The sequence below is a fragment of the Stackebrandtia nassauensis DSM 44728 genome (assembly GCF_000024545.1).
Lineage (GTDB): Bacteria > Actinomycetota > Actinomycetes > Mycobacteriales > Micromonosporaceae > Stackebrandtia > Stackebrandtia nassauensis.
The window spans coordinates 68,080-87,754 of record NC_013947.1; the positions used below are offsets into that span (position 1 = coordinate 68,080).

A 19,675-nucleotide genomic window follows, 5' to 3' on the forward strand; every position below is an offset into this window, starting at 1 on the left:
CAGGACCAGCGTCGAAGCCAAGCTCAGGGCCGGGGCCAGCGTCGGAGGCAGGCTCGCGCCCGAGCTCGGGGTCGGGGGCGCGCGGGTCGGGTGGTGGGGTGGCGGTCATGGCTGGTCCACTGTGGGTTTCACCAGCGGGAAGGGCAGCGTTTGTCGGATGCCGTTGCCGGTCAGCAGCATGACGAGCCGGTCGACGCCGATGCCGAGGCCGCCCGTGGGGGGCATCGCGTATTCGAGCGCGGCCAGGAAGTCCTCGTCGAGCTCCATTGCCTCCGGGTCGCCGCCCGCTGCCAGTAGCGACTGTTCGGTGAGGCGGCGGCGCTGCTCGACGGGGTCGATCAGTTCGGAGTAGGCCGTGCCGATCTCGGTGCCGAACGCGACCAGGTCCCAGCGTTCCGCCAGGCGCGGGTCGGTGCGGTGTTGGCGGGTGAGCGGGGAGACCGAGGTGGGGAAGTCGCTGTAGAACGTTGGGGCGGTGGTGGCGTGTTCTACCAGGCGCTCGTACATCTCGAGGACGATGGCGCCCTCGTCCCATTGTGGATCTAGGGGGATGTCGGCCGCCTCGCACAGCTGACGGAGCTTGTCGCGGGGTGTGCCCGGGTCGATGTGCTCGCCGAGGGCGGTGGAGATGGCTTGGTGGATCGGGATGACGGGCCAGTCGGCGGCCAGGTCGATCTCGTGGTCGTCGCGGGTGATGACCGTGGTATCGAAGGCCGCGACGGCGGCTTGGCGGACCAGTCGCATCGTGAGCTCGCGCATCGTGTTGTAGTCCGCGTAGGACTGGTACGCCTCCAGCATCGTGAACTCGGGGTTGTGCTTGAACGAGACGCCCTCGTTGCGGAACGTCCGGCCGAGTTCGAAGACCTTCTCGACGCCGCCGACGCACAGTCGCTTGAGGTACAACTCGGGCGCGATGCGCAGGTACAGCCGCATGTCGTACGCGTTGATGTGGGTGACGAACGGACGGGCGTTGGCCCCGCCGTGGATCGCCTGCAGGATCGGGGTCTCGACCTCCAGGTACCCGTCGTCGTGCAGGCCGGTCCGCAGTGAGTGGATGACGGCGCCGCGGGCTCGCAGGTCGGTGCGGGCCTGGGGGCTGACGATGAGGTCGAGGTGACGCTGCCGCACCTTGGCCTCCGGGTCGGCCAGGCCGAGGTGCTTGTCCGGCAACGGGTGCAGGCACTTGGCGGTCAGGGTCCACTTCTTCGACAGCACCGACAGTTCGCCGCGTTTGGAGGTGACGACCTCGCCTTCGACGCCCAGGTGGTCGCCGATGTCGACGGTGTGGCGGAAGTCAGAGTCGCCGACGACCATGACCTGGAGGTCGCCGGTCCAGTCCCTTATGGTCGCGAAGGACAGTTTCCCGTGGTGGCGCAGCAGCATCACCCGTCCGGCGACCGCGACGAAGCGTCCGGTGTTGGCGTCGGGCGGCAGGTCCGGGAAGTCGCGGGCGACCTGGCCGCAGGCCAGGGTCCGTTCGAAGCCCACCGGGTACGGTTCGACCCCGGCGTCGCGCAGTCGGTCCAGTTTGTCCAGCCGGACCCGCATCTGTTCGGGCAGGCGGGTTCTGGGGTCGACGGTCGGGGTGGTGGCTGCTTCGGCGAGTGCCTCGGCCAGGCCGGGCAGCGGTTTGGCGCGGGCCGCCCGTCCGATGGAGACCCGGGAGATGTCGGCCGACAGGAAGCCCTCGGCGACCGCGGCGGCCAGCCCGACCCGGCCCAGTGCCCGGCGTTCGCCGTAACACAGGTAGCGGGGTGCCCAATGGGGACGGTATTTGACGTTGGAGCGGTACAGCGACTCCAGTTGCCACCAGCGGGAGAAGAAGGTCAACAGACGCCGCCACCAGCGCAGGATCGGTCCGGCGCCGATGCGGGCGCCCTCCTCGAAGACGGCGCGGAACATGGCGAAGTTGAGCGAGATCCGGTCCACGCCCAGGCGTCCGGCCTCGCGGCACAGCGAGGTGACCATGAACTCCATCAGGCCGTTGTCGGCGTCGCGTTCCCGGCGCATCAGGTCCAGCGACAGGCCCCGGCGGCCCCAGGGCACGAAGGACAGCATGGCCCGCACCTTGCCGATCCCGTCGATGGCCTCGACCAGCACGTTGTCGGCGTCGTCGGCGTCGCCGAACCGGGACAGCGCCATCGAGAAGCCGCGTTCGGTCTTGGTGTCGCGCCAGTCGTCGGCGCGTTTGATCGCCGCGGCCATCTCCGATGCGGACAGTTCGCCGTGGCGGCGGATCCGGGCGGTGTAGCCCGCCCGTTCGATGCGCGCCACCGCCTGCCGGACCGGGCGCATCTCGCGTCCGTCTAGTGTGTACTCGCGGGGCAGCAGGATCGCCTCGTCGCCGATCTCGCGCACCCGCAGGCCCGCCTGCCGGTACGCGGTGGCGCCCGCCTCGCTGGCGCCCAGCACCGCGGGCACCCAGCCGTGGCCGCGCGCCTGCCGCAGCCAGGCATCGATGGCCTTCGGCCAGTCGGCGGGGTCGCCGATCGGGTCGCCTGAGGCCAGACAGACGCCGGTGACGGTGCGGTAGGTGACCGCCGCGGTCTCGCCGGGCGCGTAGATCACCGCCTTGTCGCGCCGGGTCGCGAAGTAGCCCAGCGAGTCGTCCTCGCCGTGTGCGGCCAGCAGCACCCGCAGCCGCACCTCGTCCCAGGCGTTCATGGCGGCGGCCAGCCGCTGCGACTTGAACAGCGTGAACAGCGCCGCCAGCAGCGCCACCGCGCCGAACGCGCCCAGCAGCAGGTCGATCCAGCCGGGTGCCACGCCGCTGCGGGTCATCTCGAACCGCAGCGCCCCACCGACGACCTTGTCGAAGGTGTACTGGAACCGGTCGCCGTGTGTGACCGTGCCGGGGAACATCGACACCAGGCCCCAGCCGATGAGCACGAACATCGCCATCAGCGCGGCCAGCACCCCGATCGCCTTCCACAGGCTGCCGCGCCCCACCCGGGCCGGGAACTGCGAGCGGCCCACCAGCAGCAGCACCAGCAAGACGATCGCGATGAACGTGGCCAGCACCAGCCGGGGCACCACGTAACCGGGGGTGTCCTCAACGGAAGCGGGGTCGGCGAACACGAACGCGGGTGCCAGGATCACGATCGTGTTCAGCAGCGCCAGCAGCACCAGCGTGAGCGAGAAGTAGCCGACCAGGATCCACCAGGCCAGCCGTTTGCGGCGGGCGACAGCGGCGGCGAAGATCGCCAGGAAGGCCGCATAGGCGAGGTTCGGTGGCGCCGGGATCAGCACCATCTCGACGAACTCGCGCACCTTGACGGTGCGGTCGCGGAACGCGCTGGCGACCGCGGCCAGCGCCACGATCAGGGTCAACAGCGCCATCAGCGTGGCCAGCACCGTGGGTATGCGGGCGCGCCAACCACCCGGCGCGGACTTGTTCACCGTCGTCATCGTCCTGCCCCCGGGCCCGCTCATGCTGCCATCTTCTATGCCCCTCACCGCTAGAACGGTATATATGGCGACATCTCGATCGCCACTGCCCATCGGCCAGTCGCCCCCGTCGACCGGCCAATCCCGGTTGGAGCCGTGGCCGGGAGCGCTGGTCAGTACCGTATCGCCTTCGGACGATCCGGTTCGGGAACGGAGATGATGTGGTCGCGTTCGCCCGCGTCGATCAACTTCAGGTCGAACAGGAGCTTCGCCGCGCGGTCCCACCGCTCACGGGTGAGTTCGGTTTCGCCGAGCGCGTGCCCGGCGTCGGCCAGCCCCCACAGCGCCTCGGCCTCGTACCGGGTACCCGCCAGCCCGGTCTCGTCGAGCATCGCGGTCGCACGCTCGTAGCAGTCGCGTGCCTCGGTGGGCCGGTCGGCCAGCTGGTACACGCGGCCGAGCGAGATCATGCCCTCCACCCGGCCTCGTGGCCGTCCCGAGTCCTGCGCGAACGCCAGGACCTTGCGCATCGCCTCGATGGCGGCGTCGTGCCGACCCGACTCCGCGTGCACATGGCCGAGATGTGAGGTGGCCGAGCCCTCCAGCGCGCGGTCGCCGGTCTCGGCGGCGATGGCCACCGCGCGGTCGAGATGGTCGGTGGCCTGGTCGAGTTCGCCCATCCACCAGTACATCGTGCCCACACCGACCAGGATCCAGCCTTCCCGTACCCGCCAGCCCTGCTCGCGTGAGATCGACATGGCGACCTCGAGGTGTCGCAGCGCCTCGTCGTGCTTGCCGGCGACCCGCATCAGCTCGGCGGCGCCGGTGGAGATGAAGAAGCGCAGATCCGGTTTGGTGACCCATTTCCTGGCCTTGATCCCGAGCTCATGGAGGTCGGCCATGGGCCCGGCGGAACCGCGGATCACCAGTACCGGGCCCAGAACCGTCACCGTGGTCGCGGTGAAGTCCGGGTCGTCGGTGGCGCCGCCGCCGATGGCCGCCCGGCAGATGGCCAGCAGGTTCGCCGTGTCCGCCATCGCCCACGCGTAAGCCGACTTGGCGTCCTCGAATCGGACGCCGTGCCGGACGAACTCCTCGGGCACCAGCCCGAGGCGATTGCGCATGCCCGGCTCGCACACCCCCAGCATGTTCCGTACGGTCCCCAGATAGAACCGGCGTTCCCGTTCGACGCTCGCTCGTCGTTCCGCCGCCGACTCCTCGGCGGTGACCCGCTCCCGCGCGAACAACCGCATCAGGTCATGCGTGCGGTAGCGACCCGGACCGGCGGGCTCGACCAGGTGCGTGGCGGTCAGTTCGGCCAGTGATCGCTCGGCGTCCGGTTCGTCCAGCTCGGCCAGTGCCGCGACGTGCCGGGTGGTGAAGTCCGGACCGTCGTGCAGACCCAGCAGCCGGAACACCCGCGCGGCGGATGCGGAGTCCTCGCACAGCTGCCGGTAGCCCACCGCGAAGCTGGAGCGGATCGCCAGGTCGTCGACCTCCAGTTCGGACAGCCGACGGGTCTCGTCGGCCAGTTCGTCGGCCAGCGACGCGACCGACCACCGGGGACGCGCCACCAGTCGGGCCGCGCAGATCCGAAGCGCCAGCGGCATTCCGCCGCACCAGCCGAGCAGCCGTCGCACCGCCTCGGGTTCGGCGGCCACCCGGTCCGTCCCCACCAGGCGTTCCAGCAGCGTGACCGCGTCGGCGTCCGACAGTCCGTCCAGGGCCCGGTTCACCGATCCATCCAGTGTGGATAGCGTTCGTCTGCTGGTGATCAGCACCGCGCACCGCGGTTCCGAGGGCAGCAGCGGACGCACCTGGCCGCTGTCGCGGGCATCGTCCAAGAGGAACAGCATCCGTTTGCCGTTGGTGGCGGTGCGCAGCCGGTTCGCCAGTTCCGCGACCTCGCTGATCCCGTCGTCGCCGCCGACTCCGAGTGAGCGCAGGAACCGTCGCAGCACTTCGGCCGGTTCCAGCGGTTCCGCGTTCGGGGTGGCGCCCTGCAGGTTCACGTAGAGCTGTCCGTCGGGGAACCGTTCGCGCACCAGGTGTCCCAGGTGGATCGCCAGTGCCGACTTGCCGACTCCGCCGCCGCCGTTGATGGACGAGATCACCAGCGGCGTCATCGAATCGGTGACCAGCAGCTCGGTCAGTTCGGAGACCTCGGCCTCGCGTCCGGTGAAGGTGGCGATGTCGCGGGGCAGCTCGGCGGGACCGGACCGGGTGGCCGACGGCGGGTCGAGGGCCGGATCGGAGTTGAGGATGGCCTTCTCCAGCTCCCGCAGTCTCGGGGCCGGATCCAGGCCGAGCTGTTCGGCGAACAGCTCGCGTCCAGCGCGGAACATCTCCAGTGCCTCGGACCGCCGTCCGCAGCGGTACAGCGCCACCATCAGGTGGGCGCGCAGGTTCTCGCGCAACGGGTACCGCTCCACCAGCTCGGTCAGTTCGGCCAGCACCTCTTCGTGGTTGCCGAGGTCGAGTTCGACGCCGTGGCGCTGCTCGGTGGCGTCCAGGTACAGCTGGTCGAGGCGGGCGGCCTCGTCGCGCAGGATTCCACAGTCGACCAGATCGCCGAACGCCGGCCCGCGCCACAGTTTCAGCGCCTCGGTGAAACAGCGGGCCGCGATCACGGGGTCGCGGGAACGCTGGGCCGCGAAGCCGTCGGCGCACAACCGCTCGAACCCGAAGCTGTCTACTTCGGACGGATCGGCGCGCAGCCGGTATCCGCCGTCGTCGTAGGTGATGCGGTTCGCGTCCCCGAGCAGCCTCCGGAGCTGATGGATGTGCCAGCGCAGCGTCTTGATCGCGGTGTCGGGCACCTTGTCGTCCCAGATCGCCCGCGCCAGCACGTCGATGGGCACCGCATCGCCGGCCCGGCTCACCAGGACCGCCAGCAGTACCCGTGCCTTCCTGCCGCGCAGCGGGAGCACGCCCGATTCGTCGGAGACGCGCAGCGGCCCCAGAGTCTCGAATCTCACCGCGGTGCCTCGCCTTCGATCTCACCCCGCCGTATCGGCGGGGCGACATATGTGCGGCAAGTATGCCGGACGCCGAGCGTCACCAAATCACTACCAAATCGGATCCGGAGAGCATGGGCCACCTCATCAACCATCGAGAAACGGACGAGGCGATGTCCCTACCAGACGGATCGAAGGGTCCGGTCGACATGCGGACCGACAACGTGTTCGCGTTGGCCGAGGCGTTGCGTGCCGACGCGGAGCGTTTCCGCACCGACGCCAACCGGATCATGCGGGAGATCCAGGGCGAGGAGGGCGGAAGTCGTTACTACGGCGCCGATCCCCGTAACGTACCCGCCGCGCAGACCATGAACCGGCACGACGAGGTCCGCAGGGCGGCCGAGAAGCTGGTGGCCGACGTGGCCGCCGGGTTCACGGGCATGAGCCGCTCCACCCGCGCGGTGATCCACGCGTTCAGGAACCAGGACGGCCTGAACGCCGCGAAGGTCCGGCGGGTGCGCGACGTGCTGCGGCTGCCCCGTGAACACGGCGAAGGCCCGGTCTAGGAGGCGTCATGGGTGAATTCGACGCGTACGACATCGACGAGCTCGCCGAGATGGTGAGTAGGGACCGTCCCGGCGGGCTCTTCGATCAGGCCGCCGGATGGCGGAAGCTGCACCGGTTGCTGGACGGGTACGCGACCCGGCTGAGCGAGCGGCTGGACCAGGCCCGGCCGTCCTGGGCGGGTGCCGCCGCCGATGTCTACTTCGCCGAGTTGAGGGCGCGGCACGACGAACTGCGGTGGGCGTCCGACACGGCCGACTTCAACGCCAGCGCCTGGGACCGGATCGCGAGCAACGCCGCCAGGTCGCAGGGCGAGGTCCTGCGGATCCAGCAGGAGTGGCGCGACGTGGATGGCTCCGAGCCCACCGACGGCACGGAGTCCCGGCTTCGGGAGGAGCGGCGCCGGTCCTACGACGAGGCGGCGCGTGCCGTCATGGACGAGGTGTCCGGCGACAACGACCTGAGCCGCGCGGCCATGGCGGACCATCACCAGTTCACGCCGATGCCGGGCGTCGACCTGCCCGAGGACCACCCCGTCGAGCCCAGGGACCCCGGCGAGCCCCGGGGCCCGGTGAACCCGCGGGACCCGCGGGACCCGGTGAACCCGCCGTCTGGACGCGGACCCGAGCTACAGGGCCCCGGCGGCGCGCCACCCGCGCCCCAGCCAGCTTCGGTGCTGCCACCCGATCCGGGCCCGGCACCCGGCCCTCGGCCGGTCCCGGTTCCCACACCGACCCCGGTGCCGGGACCTCGACCCACACCCGTTCCCCGTCCGGGGCCGGGTTCTGGTCCGGGCCCGAAGCCGACGCCCGCGCCCCGGCCCGGCCTCGGGCCGCGTCCGACGCCGACCCCGGCACCCCGACCGGGTGTGACGCCCCGACCGGTACCGGGCACCCGGCCGACCCCTCGGCCGCCGGGCCCCACGGTGCGTCCGGTGATCGGCTCCCGCCCCGGCACCAACGTTCCCGGACCGGGCACCCGGGTCCCGGGTTCGCTGACCCGTCCGGTGATCGGCTCCCGCCCGGCCGTGGGCGGCACCGAAGCCCCCAAGGCCCTGATCGGCAAGGACGGCGTGGCCGGTCGCCGCGGCACCGGCGCCACCCCCGGCGTCCGTTCGTCCACATCGCACTTCGGCGGCGGCGGACTCAACCGTCCGGTCGTGGGCTCCTCGCGAGCCAAGCCCGCCAGCGGCGCCGCGCCGGGCCCCGGTGGCCGCGTCGGACGGCGGCGCGGCGATGACGAGACGAACCACGGTGACGGACCGCTGGGCGAGTTCTGGACTCCCGGACGCACGGTGCCGTCGGTGATCACCAGCCGCCCGACCGTCGAGCACGATCCGGGGCCGGTCTCACAACTGGGCCGCCGCAGGCCCCGGGCCGAGACGACGCCCGACGAGGAGACGCTGTGGAGCCCACCGATGTCCCACCAGGAAGGTTTATCCAGAAAGGACGCAGAACGATGGATCTGACATTGGAGCGGCTGAACGTCATGGCGACGTCTCCCGACAAATCCGTCCAGGCGCGGATGTCGAACGCCGCGGGTCTTCAGGTCAAGCTGGAGCCCGGCACCGTCGACAGGCACACCGAACGTTCGCTGGGCACCCAGCTCACCGCCGCCGTCAACGGAGCGATCACCGGTTACCGGAAGGGAGCGGCCAAGGCGTTCGGCGTGTTGCGCGCGCAGTGGGGCATGCCGAGCCGGTCGGACGCCGACCCCGAACTCCAGGACGAACCCCAGACCGTGACGACATCCGGCGCCGGGAACGTCTCGGTGCGCATGCGCGGGGAGACCGTGACCGCGGTCGGCCTGCACCCCGGCACGCTGCGGCGGATCTCCGAACCCGAGCTCCTCGACGAGTTGCGGGACGCGTTGTTGTCCGCCATGACCCGTCACGCCGAGCTGATCACGGCCAAGTCCCGAACCACCGCAACAGCGACCCCCCGTCCACTGGAAAGGACAGCCTCATGGCGGACGACATCGAAGTAGTGCTCACGAACCTGAACCGCATCGCCCGCAACGAGCTGCCCCCGATAATCACGAACACCTCCACCGCGTCCCAGGAGATCAAGTCCGGTCTCGAGGGCATCGAGCCCGCGTTCGACGGAGACGTCTTCGGGCCCACCCTCGAAGCGTTCCAGTCCACGGTGACCAGCGTCTGCGCTGAGCTGGACAAGGCGAACGAACGTGTCAAGGACACCGTTCACGCGGTGATCGAGGTGCTGGGCGCCTACCGCGCCGTCGATGGAGCGAACGCGCGAAGCATCACGGCGACCACTTCCCCTGTCGGCGAATAACCATCACGGAGACCACCATGACCAATATGACCGGCGCCATTCACGAGGCCGTCGACGCGATCGGCACCGCCATCATCTATGCCGAGAGCAGGAAGGGCAGCTGGGTCTTCGAACAGCAGGAGTGGCTCGACTTCGTGCGCGAACTCTCGCCACTCATGCACCACCAGTATGGGCGCCTGGCGAACTGCGACCCGAGTCCGGCCAAGGCCGCCTCGAAACGCATCGAGTCGGGGAAGACCAGCCTGGCGAAAAACGCGAACCCGAACGGCAGCCTGGAGTCGCAGACCAAACGCATCAAGAAGTTGTGCGAGACCTGGAGGAGCGACGGTGGCTACGCGTTCCACAGCCACATCGGGAAGATGGAATTCGCGTTGCTGCACCAACAGGAGATGGCGGCGGTGCTGTCCAGCCTGATGGAGCTTCACTCGTCGCACGTCCTGGCGACCCAGGAAGACCTGCTCAACATCGCGAACCTGACCATCGACAGTCTGGAGAGGCACGGATACGACATCCAGCAGAAGGAGCGGCAGAAGCTGGGCGCGATCCTGGACACGCTGGTCTCCGTCGCCAGTGGCGGAATAGTGGGCAGTCTGGGTAGTGGAGCGGCCAAGGCCGTGGGCGAGGCCGTGTCGGGAATCAAGGGCTCCTCCGCGGTCAGCGCGGCGATGCAGCTGCCGACCGACGACACCATGCTGATCATCAAAACGATGAAGCGAAAGGTGGACCAGTTGATCGAGCAGACCACCGCTCAGCAGAGCCAGATTCGCGTCGCACTCACCTCGGTCTTCGAAGCCTATGTGGACAAACCCATCATGCTGCCGCCGGAGGTCGCCACCGGAACGCTCAGTGATCAGGACTGGAGGTACGCGACCCGTCGTTAGCGACGGGTTCGTACAGCGGTCCGGGGCGCCGGGGCATTCCTGAGCCGTATGGTGTAGCCACATGGCCGGTGGGCGACTATGCTACTGGCCGGTAACATGTGCGGCCTAGGTGAAGGAGCCAAAGCCATGGGCGTCGTTCAGATCGTCGCGACCCTGATCGCCGCGGTGGTGACCATCGTGGCCATCACCGTCTTCGCACGCACCGGCATGAGCATGGTCCGGATCATCAAGCTCGGCGCGCCCGACCCGACCCGTCGCAACAAGGGCGCGGTACGGCTGAAGACCATGCTGCGCGAGACCGTCGGCCACACCCGCATGCTGAAGTGGACACTGGTCGGCGCGGCGCACTGGTTCGTCTTCGTCGCCTTCATCACGCTGTTCCCGGTCCTGGTCGAGGCGTACCTCAAGGTCATCAATCCGACGTGGACACTGCCCTTCGTCGGACACTGGTCGCTGTGGCTGCTGTACACCGAGACCATCGGCGCCCTCGGCATCGCGGGCATCGTCGCGCTGTTCGTCGTGCGGATGCTGAACCAGCCCCGGAACAACCCGGCTCCCGAACGGCCCGAGGGCACCGAACTGTCCGAGGCGCACACCCGCACCTCCACCTCCCGGTTCGAGCGGTCCCGGCAGTGGCAGGGCTTCTACATCGAGGCCACGATCTTCGGCATCATCGCCAGCCACTTCATCACCCGGTCGCTGAAGGTCGCCGCCGGTGAACTGGACGTCCCCGCCTGGGCGGCACCGATCTCGAACGCGATCGGCGGCGCGATGTCGGGCCTCGGCGAGGCCGCGCTGACCCCCATCACCATCGTGGCGCTGGTCGAGATCATCATCTCCTGGCTGTTCTTCTACATCCTGGGCCGCAACATCACGATGGGCCTGGGCTGGCACCGGATCACGGCCTTCTTCAACATCTACTTCAAGCGCAACGCCGACGGCCCGGTCTCGCTGGGCGCGGCCAAACCGCTCATGGTGCGCGGCGAACCCATCGACTTCGAGAACGCCGACCCCGAGACCGACCCCTTCGGCGTCGGGCAGGTCGAACAGTTCACCTGGAAGGGCCTGCTCGACTTCACCACCTGCACCGAGTGCGGACGCTGCCAGTCGCAGTGCCCGGCCTGGAACACCGACAAACCGCTGTCGCCCAAGCTGCTCATCACCGACCTGCGCGAGCACCTGTACGCCAAGGCCCCGTACCTGCTGGCCGGAGGCGGCAAGGACGCGCTCGGCGAGGAGACCGGCACCGCCGAACAGCTCAAGGACGTGCCCGCCGACGCGCTGGCCGAGGCCGAGAAGTCGCTGGTCGGCGACGTCATCGACCCCGACGTGCTGTGGTCGTGCACCACGTGTGGCGCCTGCGTGGAGCAGTGCCCGGTCGACATCGAGCACGTCGACCACATCGTCGACATGCGCCGCCACCAGGTGATGATCGAATCGGCGTTCCCGTCCGAGGCGCAGACCCTGATGCGCAACCTCGAGAACAAGGGCAACCCGTGGGGCGCGGCCCCCAACACCCGCGAGGACTGGACCAAGGGCCTGGACTTCGAGGTGCCGCGGGTGGACTCGGCCAGCCCCGACTTCGAGTACCTGTTCTGGGTCGGCTGCGCCGGTGCCTTCGACGACAAGGCCGTCAAGACCACCCAGGCGGTGGCGACACTGCTGTACGAGGCCGAGGTCAAGTACGCCATCCTCGGCAACGGCGAGACCTGCACCGGCGACCCGGCCCGCCGCAGCGGCAACGAGTTCCTGTTCTCGATGCTGGCCGAGCAGAACGTCGAGACCCTCAACGAGGCCAAGGTCACCAAGATCGTCGCCACCTGCCCGCACTGCCTCAACACGCTCGGCAACGAGTACGGCCAACTGGGCGGCAACTACGAGGTCATCCACCACACCGAACTGCTGTCCAACCTGATCGCGGAACGGCGGCTCAAGCCGGTCACCAAGCTGGAGAACGGAGTCACGTACCACGACCCCTGCTACCTGGGCCGCCACAACCGGGTGTTCAGCCCGCCGCGTGAGCTGCTGGGCGAGGTCTCGGCCACCGGCCTGACCGAGATGCCCCGCAACTCCGAGAAGTCCTTCTGCTGCGGTGCCGGTGGGGCCCGCATGTGGATGGAGGAGAAGATCGGTACACGTATTAACATCAATCGAAGTACCGAAGCGGTGGAGACCGGCGCCAAAACCGTAGCGGTCGCCTGTCCATTCTGTTCCACGATGATCAATGACGGTGTGAACGCGGTAGGTGCCGGAGACGACGTGGAAGTCGTCGATGTGGCACAGATCCTACTGCGAAACACTCGCGAGTAACCCTTACGTCACGCCAAGTACCAGCACAAACACTTAGTCCTGACTGGATCACAGCCCCGACTCCGAAACGACGGGGCGCGATCTTTCCTGCTATGTTGCGGTGCTGTCCGGCGGGACGCAGGAAGGACCCCCACCCCTCATGTCAAAGCCCACTTTCCGCCAGCGTGCGCGCTATTGGTTCGACAACACCATGTCCAAGGGCACCAAAGCCCTGATCAGCTGGCTGACCATCATCACCCTGGTCGTCGTGGCCATCGGTGCCGGTCTCGCCGTGCTGGCCTCGCTGATCGACCCCAAGGCCGAAGACGAAGGGTTCGCCGCCAACCTGTGGACGGCGTTCATCCACGTCATCGACCCGGGAACCATCACCGGTGACACCTCTACTCCGCTGTTCATCGGCATGATGCTGGTGATCACCATCGGCGGTCTGGTCATCATCTCGTCCCTTGTGGGTATTCTGACCACCGGTCTGGACGCCAAGCTGGAGGAACTGCGCAAGGGCCGCTCACTGGTCGTCGAGAGCGGCCACACCGTCGTCCTGGGCTGGTCGGACCAGGTCTTCACCGTCATCTCCGAACTGGTGGAGGCCAACGAGAGCGAGAAACGCGCCTGCATCGCCATCCTGGCCGACCGCGACAAGGTCGAGATGGAGGACGAGATCCGGGCCAAACTCTCCGACCTGAAGACCACGAAGGTCGTGTGCCGCACCGGCGACCCGGCCGACCCCGACGACATCGCCATCGTCAACCCCGAGCAGGCCAAGGGCATCGTCCTGCTCACCTCCAACGAGGAGGACCCGGACGCCCAGCTGGTGCGCAGCCTGCTCGCCGTCACCGAGGGCGGGCAGAAGACCGACGGACCGCACGTGGTGGGAGCGGTCACCGACAGTCGCAACCTGCCCGCGGCCCGGCTGGCCGGTGGGCCCCGCGCCCAGGTCGTCGACGGCGACGACATCATGGCGCGGCTGATGGTGCAGACCTGTCGGCAGTCGGGACTGTCGGTCGTCTACACCGACCTGCTGGACTTCGGCGGCGACGAGATGTACATGGTCGAGGAGCCGCGGCTGGTGGGCTGCACGGTGCAGCAGGTGGTGCACGCGTACCGCGTCTCAAGCTTCATGGGCATCTACAACCCCAACACCGGCAGCCGCATCAACCCGCCGTCCTCGACCGTCGTCAACCCGGGCGACCGGCTCATCATGCTGTCCGAGGACGACAGCACCATCGTGCTGGACGGCGCGCAGCCGTACATCGAGGAGAAGGCCATCGTGGCGCGCGGCGAGCACGGCTCCCGTCCCGAACGCACCCTCATCCTCGGCTGGAACGCCCGCACCCCAACGGTTCTGGAACAGCTCGACGCCTACGTGTCCCGAGGCTCCACCACCGACGTCGTCTCCGACCACGGCGACATGTCCACCCAGCTGCGTCGCCTCGGGCCGCAGATGAAGGTGCAGTCGGTGAACTTCAAGGAGGACGACACCACCAGCCGCGCGCTGCTGGAGTCGCTCAACGTCGCCAGCTACGACCACGTCATCGTGTTGTGCCGCGACGACGTACCGGCGCAGTTGGCCGACTCCAAGACCCTCGTGACGCTGCTTCACCTGCGCGACATGGCCGAGAAGTCCGGCCAGCGCTACAAGGTGGTCAGCGAGATGGCCGACGACCGCAACCGGGGCCTGGCCCAGGTGACCCAGGCCGACGACTTCATCGTCAGCGAGAAGCTGATCAGCCTGATGCTGACCCAGACCGCCGAGAACCCGCACCTGTCGCAGGTCTTCAACGACCTGTTCGACCCGGACGGCAGCGAGATCTACCTGAAGCCGTGCGAGTACTACGTCCGGCCGGGCATGCCGCTCAACTTCTACACGGTGGCCGAGAGCGCCAGGCGTCGCGGCGAGACGGCCATCGGCTACCGGCAGGCGGCACTGTCCAGCCAGGCGCCCACCTTCGGTGTCGTCCTCAACCCGGACAAGGCGGCCGGTTTCACGATGCAGGCCGGCGACAAGGTGATCGTGCTGGCCGAGGACTGATCCCCGGCCAGCCCGGACTCGGTCAGCTGGTGCGGGTGAAGTCGGCGACCCAGTTGGTCTCCCAGGTCTCGCCGCCGTCGCGCGAGAACGCCTGCTCCCAGCGGGCGGTGGTCGCGGTGATGTTGGACCAGATGAAGACCACCTTGATCTTCTCGCCGTTGAAGACGTCGTCGGCGTAGAACTCGCCCCGGCCGTCGACGAACCTGCCGACCTGCGGCGGCAGCGCCATCGGCGACCGGCTGGACGCCCAGTACAGCGACCATTCGTCGGTCTTGGCGTCGTAGAGGCGCACCGTCACGCCCGAGTAGCCCTGGTCGGGGAAGGTCACCTCGTCGATGTTCCCGGCGCCGTCCCAGATGCTCCAGCACTTGAGGTCGCCGGTGAACTCGTACCACTCGTCGCAGCCGTTGAGGATCTCGCGCAGCCGACGCTGTTTGGAGGTCCAGGTACCGACGAGGAAATCGAAATTATTGTCCATGCGCGGGACGATATGGCCGCTTCACTGACATCTAGTGTCAGCGAACCCGGGAAAGTTTCTCAGGATTGCGGACGTAGTACAGGCCCGAGACCAGACCGTCGTCGAGCCGCAGTGTCAGGACGCCGTCGAGTTTCCCGCAGACCCGCATCAACAGTGCCGGGAAACCGTTGACCCGCACCGGTTCCAGCGTCGCGCCCCGCAGGAAGGTGTCGAGCGAGGCGGCGAACAGCCGCAGCACCTTGTCGGCGCCGACGATCGGGTTGGGCAGGGCCGTGACGATGCCGCCGCCGTCGCTGAGCATGACCATGTCCGGGGCCAGGATGTCGACCAGGCCCTGGAGGTCGCCGGTGGCCACGGCGCTGCGGAACGCCTCCAGCGCCGCCCGGGACTGGGCGGGCGACACCTCGCCCCGGGGGCGGCGGGCGGCGACGTGGGAGCGGGCGCGGTGGGCGACCTTGCGGACCGCCGCGGGGGTCTTGTCGACGGCCTCGGCGATCTCGTCGTAGTCGAGGGCGAACACGTCCCGCAGCACGAAGACCGCCCTCTCGGTGGGGGTGAGGGTTTCCAGGACCAGCAGCATCGCCGTCGAGAGGCTGTCGGCCAGTTCGACGTCCTCGGCGACGTCCGGTGTCGTCAGCAGCGGCTCGGGCAGCCACGGCCCGACGTAGGACTCCTTGCGGCGGCTGAGGGTGCGCAGCCGGTTGAGGGCCTGGCGGGTGGCGATGCGGACCAGGTAGGCGCGGTGGTCGCGCACGGTGTCGAGGTCGACGTCCGCCCACCGCAGCCAGGTCTCCTGGAGCACGTCCTCGGCGTCGACGGCGGAGCCCAGCAGCTCGTAGGCCACCGTGAACAGCAGGTTCCGGTGCGCCACGAACGCATCGGTGGCGGCGTCGGGACCGGTCTCCGCGCGGCCTGCGGTCATCGGTGGCTCCTGTCTGTGGGCTGTCGAGGGTGCCACCCACAAGACACCGGCGGCCAGCCATCTGTGACATCCCGTCGCCGGTGGCCGAGCTCACGGCGCGAAGTTGTCGCAAGGAGCGGTCGGCCGGTGTCTTGTGTGCGAACAGTTTTCCGATGGGAGGCCGCAATGAAGGTAGTGGTGGTCGGCGCCGGGTACGCGGGCATGATGGCCGCGAACAAACTGGCCCGCAAGGCGAGGAACGCCGAGATAACGGTGATCAATCCGCGTCCGCAGTTCGTGGAACGGGTGCGGCTGCACCAGCGGATCGCCGCGACGACGAGGGCCGCGCGGCCGTTCAGTGCGATGCTGCGCAAGGGAATCCGGTCCCGCGTCGGCACGGTCGACAAGATCGGCGACGGCACCGTCGTGCTCGACGACGGCGCCCGGTTCGACTTCGACCACGCGATCCTGGCCGTCGGCAGCACGGTGCGGCCGATGCCCGGCACCGTGCCGGTCGGGTCGTGGGACGGCGCCGAAGCGGCCCGCAGGAGCCTGGCCGCGCTGGGTGAGGGTGCGACCGTCACGGTCATCGGCGCCGGTCCCACCGGCATCGAGACCGCGTCCGAGATCGCTTCCACCCGACCGGAACTGCGGGTGCGGCTCATCGGCGCCGCGATCGCGCACAGCTATTCGCTGGGGGCGCGGGAACGGGTGCTGACCGAACTGGAACGGATGAACGTCGACCTCGTCGAGGACAGCGTCACCGAGGTGACCGACGGCGTCGTGCGTCTGGAATCCGGTGACCGGTTCCGATCCGACCTGTCACTGTGGGCGGTCATCAGCGGCGTCCCACAACTGGCCTCGCGCAGCGGTCTCGCCGTCAACGAGGACGGTCAGGTCATCGTGGACGCGTACCTGCGCAGCGTCTCCGACGACCGGATCTTCGCGGTCGGCGACTGCGCGGCGGTGCCGGGCGCCCGGTTCTCCTGCCAGTGCGCGATACCGCAGGGCGGCTACGTGGGCGGCGCCTGCGCCCGACTGCTCCGGGGCCGCGAGCTGGAACCCTTCGTCATGCGGTTCCGGGGCCGGGGCGTGAGTCTGGGCCGCCGGGACGCGGTCGTGCAGTTCACCGACGCCGACGACAACCCCAAGGAGTCCTTCGCGGCCGGGGCCACCGGGGTCGCGCTCAAGGAGCTCGCGACCCGGGGCGCGAAGTTCGGCGCCGGCACCGGTTGGGGAGCCTGAACCAGTGGTGTGACGCGTGTCATACAGTGTCGCGGCTCGTCGGCCGCGTCTGCTGGACATGAATGCTGTGAACCAGCCCCGGCCGTCGGCGCTGGCGACCCTCGCGAGGTCGACGGCCGCACCGGCGCGCACCGCCCCGGCCGTCGTCGACCAGTCGGTGATCATCCCGGTCTACAACGAGAGCGACCGGCTGGCCGCGACCCTCGCCGAGGTCCGCGCCCACCTGAACGGCGCGGGCGGCGCCTGGGAGCTCATCGTCGTGGACGACGGTTCGCGCGACGACTCGGCGGCCATCGCCGCGCGGTTCGCGGCCGGTGAACCCCGGATCCGGTTGCTGCGCACCCCGCGCAACCGGGGCAAGGGCCACGCCGTGCGGCACGGCGTGCTGGCCTCGCGCGGGCGCCGGGTGCTGTACTGCGACGCCGACCTGGCCACCCCCATCGGGGAGCTGGATCGCCTGCACGCGAAGCTGGACGCGGGATTCGCCGGGGCGATCGGCTCCCGGGTCGGCCCGCACGCCGACATCCGGCAACGGCAGCCGCTGCCCCGGGTCCTGTTGGGCCGGTTGGGGAACCGGCTGATCCGGCTGGCCGCCGTCCCCGGAGTCGGCGACACCCAGTGCGGATTCAAGCTCTTCGACGGCGACAAGGCCCGCCGCGCGTTCACACTGACCCGTGTGGACGGATGGGCTTTCGACGTCGAGGTGCTGTACCTGTTCGCGCGCGGCGACTGGCCGGTCGCCGAAGTCCCGGTGCGCTGGTCGCACCGCGCGGGCTCGAAGGTCCGGATGCGCGACTACCCGGCGACCCTCGCCGAACTGCTGCGGATGCGGTGGCGGCACCGGGGCGCGCCGCCACGGGTGCGGCAACAGTGACCGCGACCGCCGTGCTGGCCGCCGCCGAGACCCGAAGCCGGTCCCGCTGGCGGCCCTGGCACGCCAGGGCCTGGGTGCCCGCGACCTACCTCGTCGCGTCCGTCGCGCTCTACCTGGGACTGTGGGCCTCACCCAGCGGCCGCTATCTGATCGACAGTGGACAGGACCAGAACCAGTGGGAGTGGTTCTTCGCCGTCACCGCCCGCTCGGTGACCGAACTGGACAATCCACTGTTCACCACCCTCCAGAACCATCCCGAGGGTGTCAACCTGATGGCCAACACCACCATGCTCGGGGTGTCGGTGCCGCTGACACCGGTGACGCTGCTGCTGGGCCCCGGTGTCACCTGGGCGCTGGTGCTGACCGGCAGCCTCGCCGCGACCGCCACCGCCTGGTACTGGCTGCTGCACCGGCGCCTGGGCCACTCCCGGTTGGCGGCGGCGCTGGGCGGCGGCTTCTGCGGTTTCGCGCCGCCGGTGATCACCCACGCCCACGCCCACCCCAACTTCGTGGCCCTGTTCGTGCTGCCGTTCGTGGTCGCGCTGCTGCTGCGGCTGTGGGACGGCGAACGGCCACTGCGCGACGGCGCGATCCTCGGGCTGCTGCTGGCGTACCAGATCTTCCTCGGCGAGGAGGTGCTGCTGCTGTTCGCCACCGGCATGACGATCTTCGCGATCGCCTACGCCGCGACCCGTCCGGCGCGGGCGCGCGCCGCGTTGCGGCCGTTGGGAACCGGTCTGGGCGTCGCCGCCGCGGTCTCGCTGAGCCTGGTGGCGTTCCCGCTGTACTGGCAGTTCCTCGGCCCGCAAAGCTACAGTGGACTATTGCACGGCAACGCCGGGAACGACCTGCTCGCGTTCGTCACCTTCGCCTCCCGGTCGCTGGGCGGCGACGACCGGACCGCGGGCGCGCTGGCCTGGTCCACCGAACAGAACTCCTTCTTCGGCTGGCCGCTGGTCATCATGGTCGTCACCCTCGCCGCGGTCCTGTGGCGGGTGCCGCGAGCCCGGGCACTGTCCATAACGGTCGCCGTCGCCGCGCTGCTGTCGCTGGGCTCCTCGGTGAAGTTCGACGGCGAGGACACCCTGATCCCGGGGCCGTGGCTGCTGCTGTCCTGGCTGCCGCTGTACGAGTCCGTGCTGGACTCCCGGCTCGCGATGGTCTGCGTCCCCGCCATCGCGGTGCTGCTGGCGATGGCCGTCGACCGGGTGCGGCTGCTGTTCGGTCTGCCCCACTGGCAGCGCACGCCGAGACTACTGTGGACCGGAGTGCTGCTGGCGGTGCTGGCGCCGATCGCCCCGACCCCGTTCACCGTGGTGGACCGGGCGCCCACCCCGACGTTCTTCACCTCGGGCATGTGGCGCGAATACGTCCCCGACGGCGGCACCGTCGTCCCGGTCCCGATACCCAGCCCCGGCGACACCACCGCGCTGCAATGGCAACTCGACAGCGACCTCGACTTCCGGCTCCCGGAGGGGTACTTCATCGGTCCCGGACAACCGGATCGGCGCGGCATCTACGGCGCGATGCGCCGACCCACGTCGGTGCTGCTGCGCGAGGTCCGCGACTCCGGTGAGGGCCGCGACGTCACCGAGGAGCAGCGCGAGCAGGCGGCCGAGGACCTGCGCCACTGGGACGCCGAACTGGTCGTCCTGGGCCCGCATCCCGCCGAGGACGCGCTGCGGTACACCGTCGAGGACCTGCTGGGTCCCGGCCACCGGGCCGGTGGCGTGTGGGTGTGGAAGGTGCGGTAGT

Annotated in this window: 14 protein-coding genes; 10 read left to right on the forward strand and 4 right to left on the reverse strand. The window is 69.3% G+C overall.

Features of this window, described 5'->3' with window-relative positions:
* Positions 1-105: 105 nt before the first annotated feature.
* Together lysX and SNAS_RS00340 are read right to left on the reverse strand one after the other, a co-directional pair.
* Entirely contained in the window at positions 106-3,408 is a 3,303-nt protein-coding gene (lysX, locus tag SNAS_RS00335; protein ID WP_013015357.1) for a bifunctional lysylphosphatidylglycerol synthetase/lysine--tRNA ligase LysX, read from the reverse strand.
* 152 nt (positions 3,409-3,560) lie between these two features.
* Positions 3,561-6,365: an AfsR/SARP family transcriptional regulator gene (locus SNAS_RS00340; RefSeq protein ID WP_013015358.1), complete on the reverse strand. Its 2,805-nt coding sequence runs from the start codon at positions 6,363-6,365 to the stop codon at positions 3,561-3,563.
* A gap of 188 nt (positions 6,366-6,553) precedes the next feature.
* Here SNAS_RS00340 and SNAS_RS00345 point away from each other — a divergent pair, with 188 nt between their 5' ends.
* The 7 genes from SNAS_RS00345 to SNAS_RS00375 all read left to right on the forward strand — a co-directional run bounded on the left by SNAS_RS00345 (position 6,554) and on the right by SNAS_RS00375 (position 14,422).
* The gene (locus tag SNAS_RS00345; protein ID WP_144300354.1) at positions 6,554-6,910 is read left to right on the forward strand and encodes a hypothetical protein; all 357 of its coding nucleotides are present in this window, start codon (positions 6,554-6,556) and stop codon (positions 6,908-6,910) included.
* A gap of 8 nt (positions 6,911-6,918) precedes the next feature.
* Positions 6,919-8,376, forward strand: coding sequence for a hypothetical protein (locus SNAS_RS34680; RefSeq protein WP_013015360.1), 1,458 nt, complete (start codon positions 6,919-6,921; stop codon positions 8,374-8,376).
* Positions 8,367-8,894: a hypothetical protein gene (locus tag SNAS_RS00355; protein ID WP_013015361.1), complete on the forward strand. Its 528-nt coding sequence runs from the start codon at positions 8,367-8,369 to the stop codon at positions 8,892-8,894. The genes SNAS_RS34680 and SNAS_RS00355 overlap by 10 nt, the downstream gene beginning before the upstream one ends.
* Positions 8,873-9,202, forward strand: a complete 330-nt coding sequence (locus SNAS_RS00360; RefSeq protein ID WP_013015362.1) for a hypothetical protein — start codon at positions 8,873-8,875, stop codon at positions 9,200-9,202. The genes SNAS_RS00355 and SNAS_RS00360 overlap by 22 nt, the downstream gene beginning before the upstream one ends.
* A 17-nt stretch (positions 9,203-9,219) precedes the next feature.
* Complete coding sequence (locus tag SNAS_RS00365; protein WP_013015363.1) at positions 9,220-10,083, forward strand: hypothetical protein; 864 nt, start codon at positions 9,220-9,222, stop codon at positions 10,081-10,083.
* Between the two features lie 126 nt (positions 10,084-10,209).
* Positions 10,210-12,393: a (Fe-S)-binding protein gene (locus tag SNAS_RS00370; protein WP_013015364.1), complete on the forward strand. Its 2,184-nt coding sequence runs from the start codon at positions 10,210-10,212 to the stop codon at positions 12,391-12,393.
* Positions 12,394-12,532: 139 nt separating this feature from the next.
* Positions 12,533-14,422 carry a CASTOR/POLLUX-related putative ion channel gene (locus tag SNAS_RS00375; protein WP_013015365.1) on the forward strand — a complete coding sequence of 630 codons (1,890 nt, stop codon included), beginning with the start codon at positions 12,533-12,535 and terminating at the stop codon, positions 14,420-14,422.
* 22 nt (positions 14,423-14,444) lie between these two features.
* On the opposite strand, the gene SNAS_RS00380 is transcribed toward SNAS_RS00375, so the two are convergent.
* Both SNAS_RS00380 and SNAS_RS00385 read right to left on the reverse strand, forming a co-directional pair.
* Positions 14,445-14,900 carry a hypothetical protein gene (locus SNAS_RS00380; RefSeq protein ID WP_013015366.1) on the reverse strand — a complete coding sequence of 152 codons (456 nt, stop codon included), beginning with the start codon at positions 14,898-14,900 and terminating at the stop codon, positions 14,445-14,447.
* Positions 14,901-14,937: 37 nt separating this feature from the next.
* On the reverse strand, positions 14,938-15,822 hold the full coding sequence (locus tag SNAS_RS00385) for an RNA polymerase sigma-70 factor (RefSeq protein ID WP_013015367.1): 885 nt from the start codon (positions 15,820-15,822) through the stop codon (positions 14,938-14,940).
* Positions 15,823-15,987: 165 nt separating this feature from the next.
* Between SNAS_RS00385 and SNAS_RS00390 the strand changes: the two genes are divergently transcribed.
* The 3 genes from SNAS_RS00390 to SNAS_RS00400 are packed head-to-tail and all read left to right on the forward strand — an operon-like array spanning position 15,988 to position 19,674.
* Positions 15,988-17,046 (forward strand): NAD(P)/FAD-dependent oxidoreductase, encoded by a 1,059-nt coding sequence (locus tag SNAS_RS00390; protein ID WP_013015368.1) that lies wholly within the window; start codon positions 15,988-15,990, stop codon positions 17,044-17,046.
* A 58-nt stretch (positions 17,047-17,104) separates the two neighbouring features.
* Positions 17,105-17,920, forward strand: a complete 816-nt coding sequence (locus SNAS_RS34685) for a dolichyl-phosphate beta-glucosyltransferase (RefSeq protein ID WP_013015369.1) — start codon at positions 17,105-17,107, stop codon at positions 17,918-17,920.
* Complete coding sequence (locus SNAS_RS00400; RefSeq protein WP_013015370.1) at positions 17,917-19,674, forward strand: glycosyl transferase; 1,758 nt, start codon at positions 17,917-17,919, stop codon at positions 19,672-19,674. The genes SNAS_RS34685 and SNAS_RS00400 overlap by 4 nt, the downstream gene beginning before the upstream one ends.
* The last annotated feature ends 1 nt before the right edge of the window (position 19,675 follow it).

What these genes read in the sequence shown, in the direction of transcription:
- lysX (WP_013015357.1), bottom strand. Translation starts at nt 3,408, where the DNA reads ATGACGACGGTGAACAAGTCCGCGCCGGGTGGTTGGCGCGCCCGCATA.
- SNAS_RS00345 (WP_144300354.1), top strand. Translation starts at nt 6,554, where the DNA reads ATGCGGACCGACAACGTGTTCGCGTTGGCCGAGGCGTTGCGTGCCGAC.
- SNAS_RS34680 (WP_013015360.1), top strand. Translation starts at nt 6,919, where the DNA reads ATGGGTGAATTCGACGCGTACGACATCGACGAGCTCGCCGAGATGGTG.
- SNAS_RS00355 (WP_013015361.1), top strand. Translation starts at nt 8,367, where the DNA reads ATGGATCTGACATTGGAGCGGCTGAACGTCATGGCGACGTCTCCCGAC.
- SNAS_RS00360 (WP_013015362.1), top strand. Translation starts at nt 8,873, where the DNA reads ATGGCGGACGACATCGAAGTAGTGCTCACGAACCTGAACCGCATCGCC.
- SNAS_RS00365 (WP_013015363.1), top strand. Translation starts at nt 9,220, where the DNA reads ATGACCAATATGACCGGCGCCATTCACGAGGCCGTCGACGCGATCGGC.
- SNAS_RS00370 (WP_013015364.1), top strand. Translation starts at nt 10,210, where the DNA reads ATGGGCGTCGTTCAGATCGTCGCGACCCTGATCGCCGCGGTGGTGACC.
- SNAS_RS00375 (WP_013015365.1), top strand. Translation starts at nt 12,533, where the DNA reads ATGTCAAAGCCCACTTTCCGCCAGCGTGCGCGCTATTGGTTCGACAAC.
- SNAS_RS00380 (WP_013015366.1), bottom strand. Translation starts at nt 14,900, where the DNA reads ATGGACAATAATTTCGATTTCCTCGTCGGTACCTGGACCTCCAAACAG.
- SNAS_RS00385 (WP_013015367.1), bottom strand. Translation starts at nt 15,822, where the DNA reads ATGACCGCAGGCCGCGCGGAGACCGGTCCCGACGCCGCCACCGATGCG.
- SNAS_RS00390 (WP_013015368.1), top strand. Translation starts at nt 15,988, where the DNA reads ATGAAGGTAGTGGTGGTCGGCGCCGGGTACGCGGGCATGATGGCCGCG.
- SNAS_RS34685 (WP_013015369.1), top strand. Translation starts at nt 17,105, where the DNA reads ATGAATGCTGTGAACCAGCCCCGGCCGTCGGCGCTGGCGACCCTCGCG.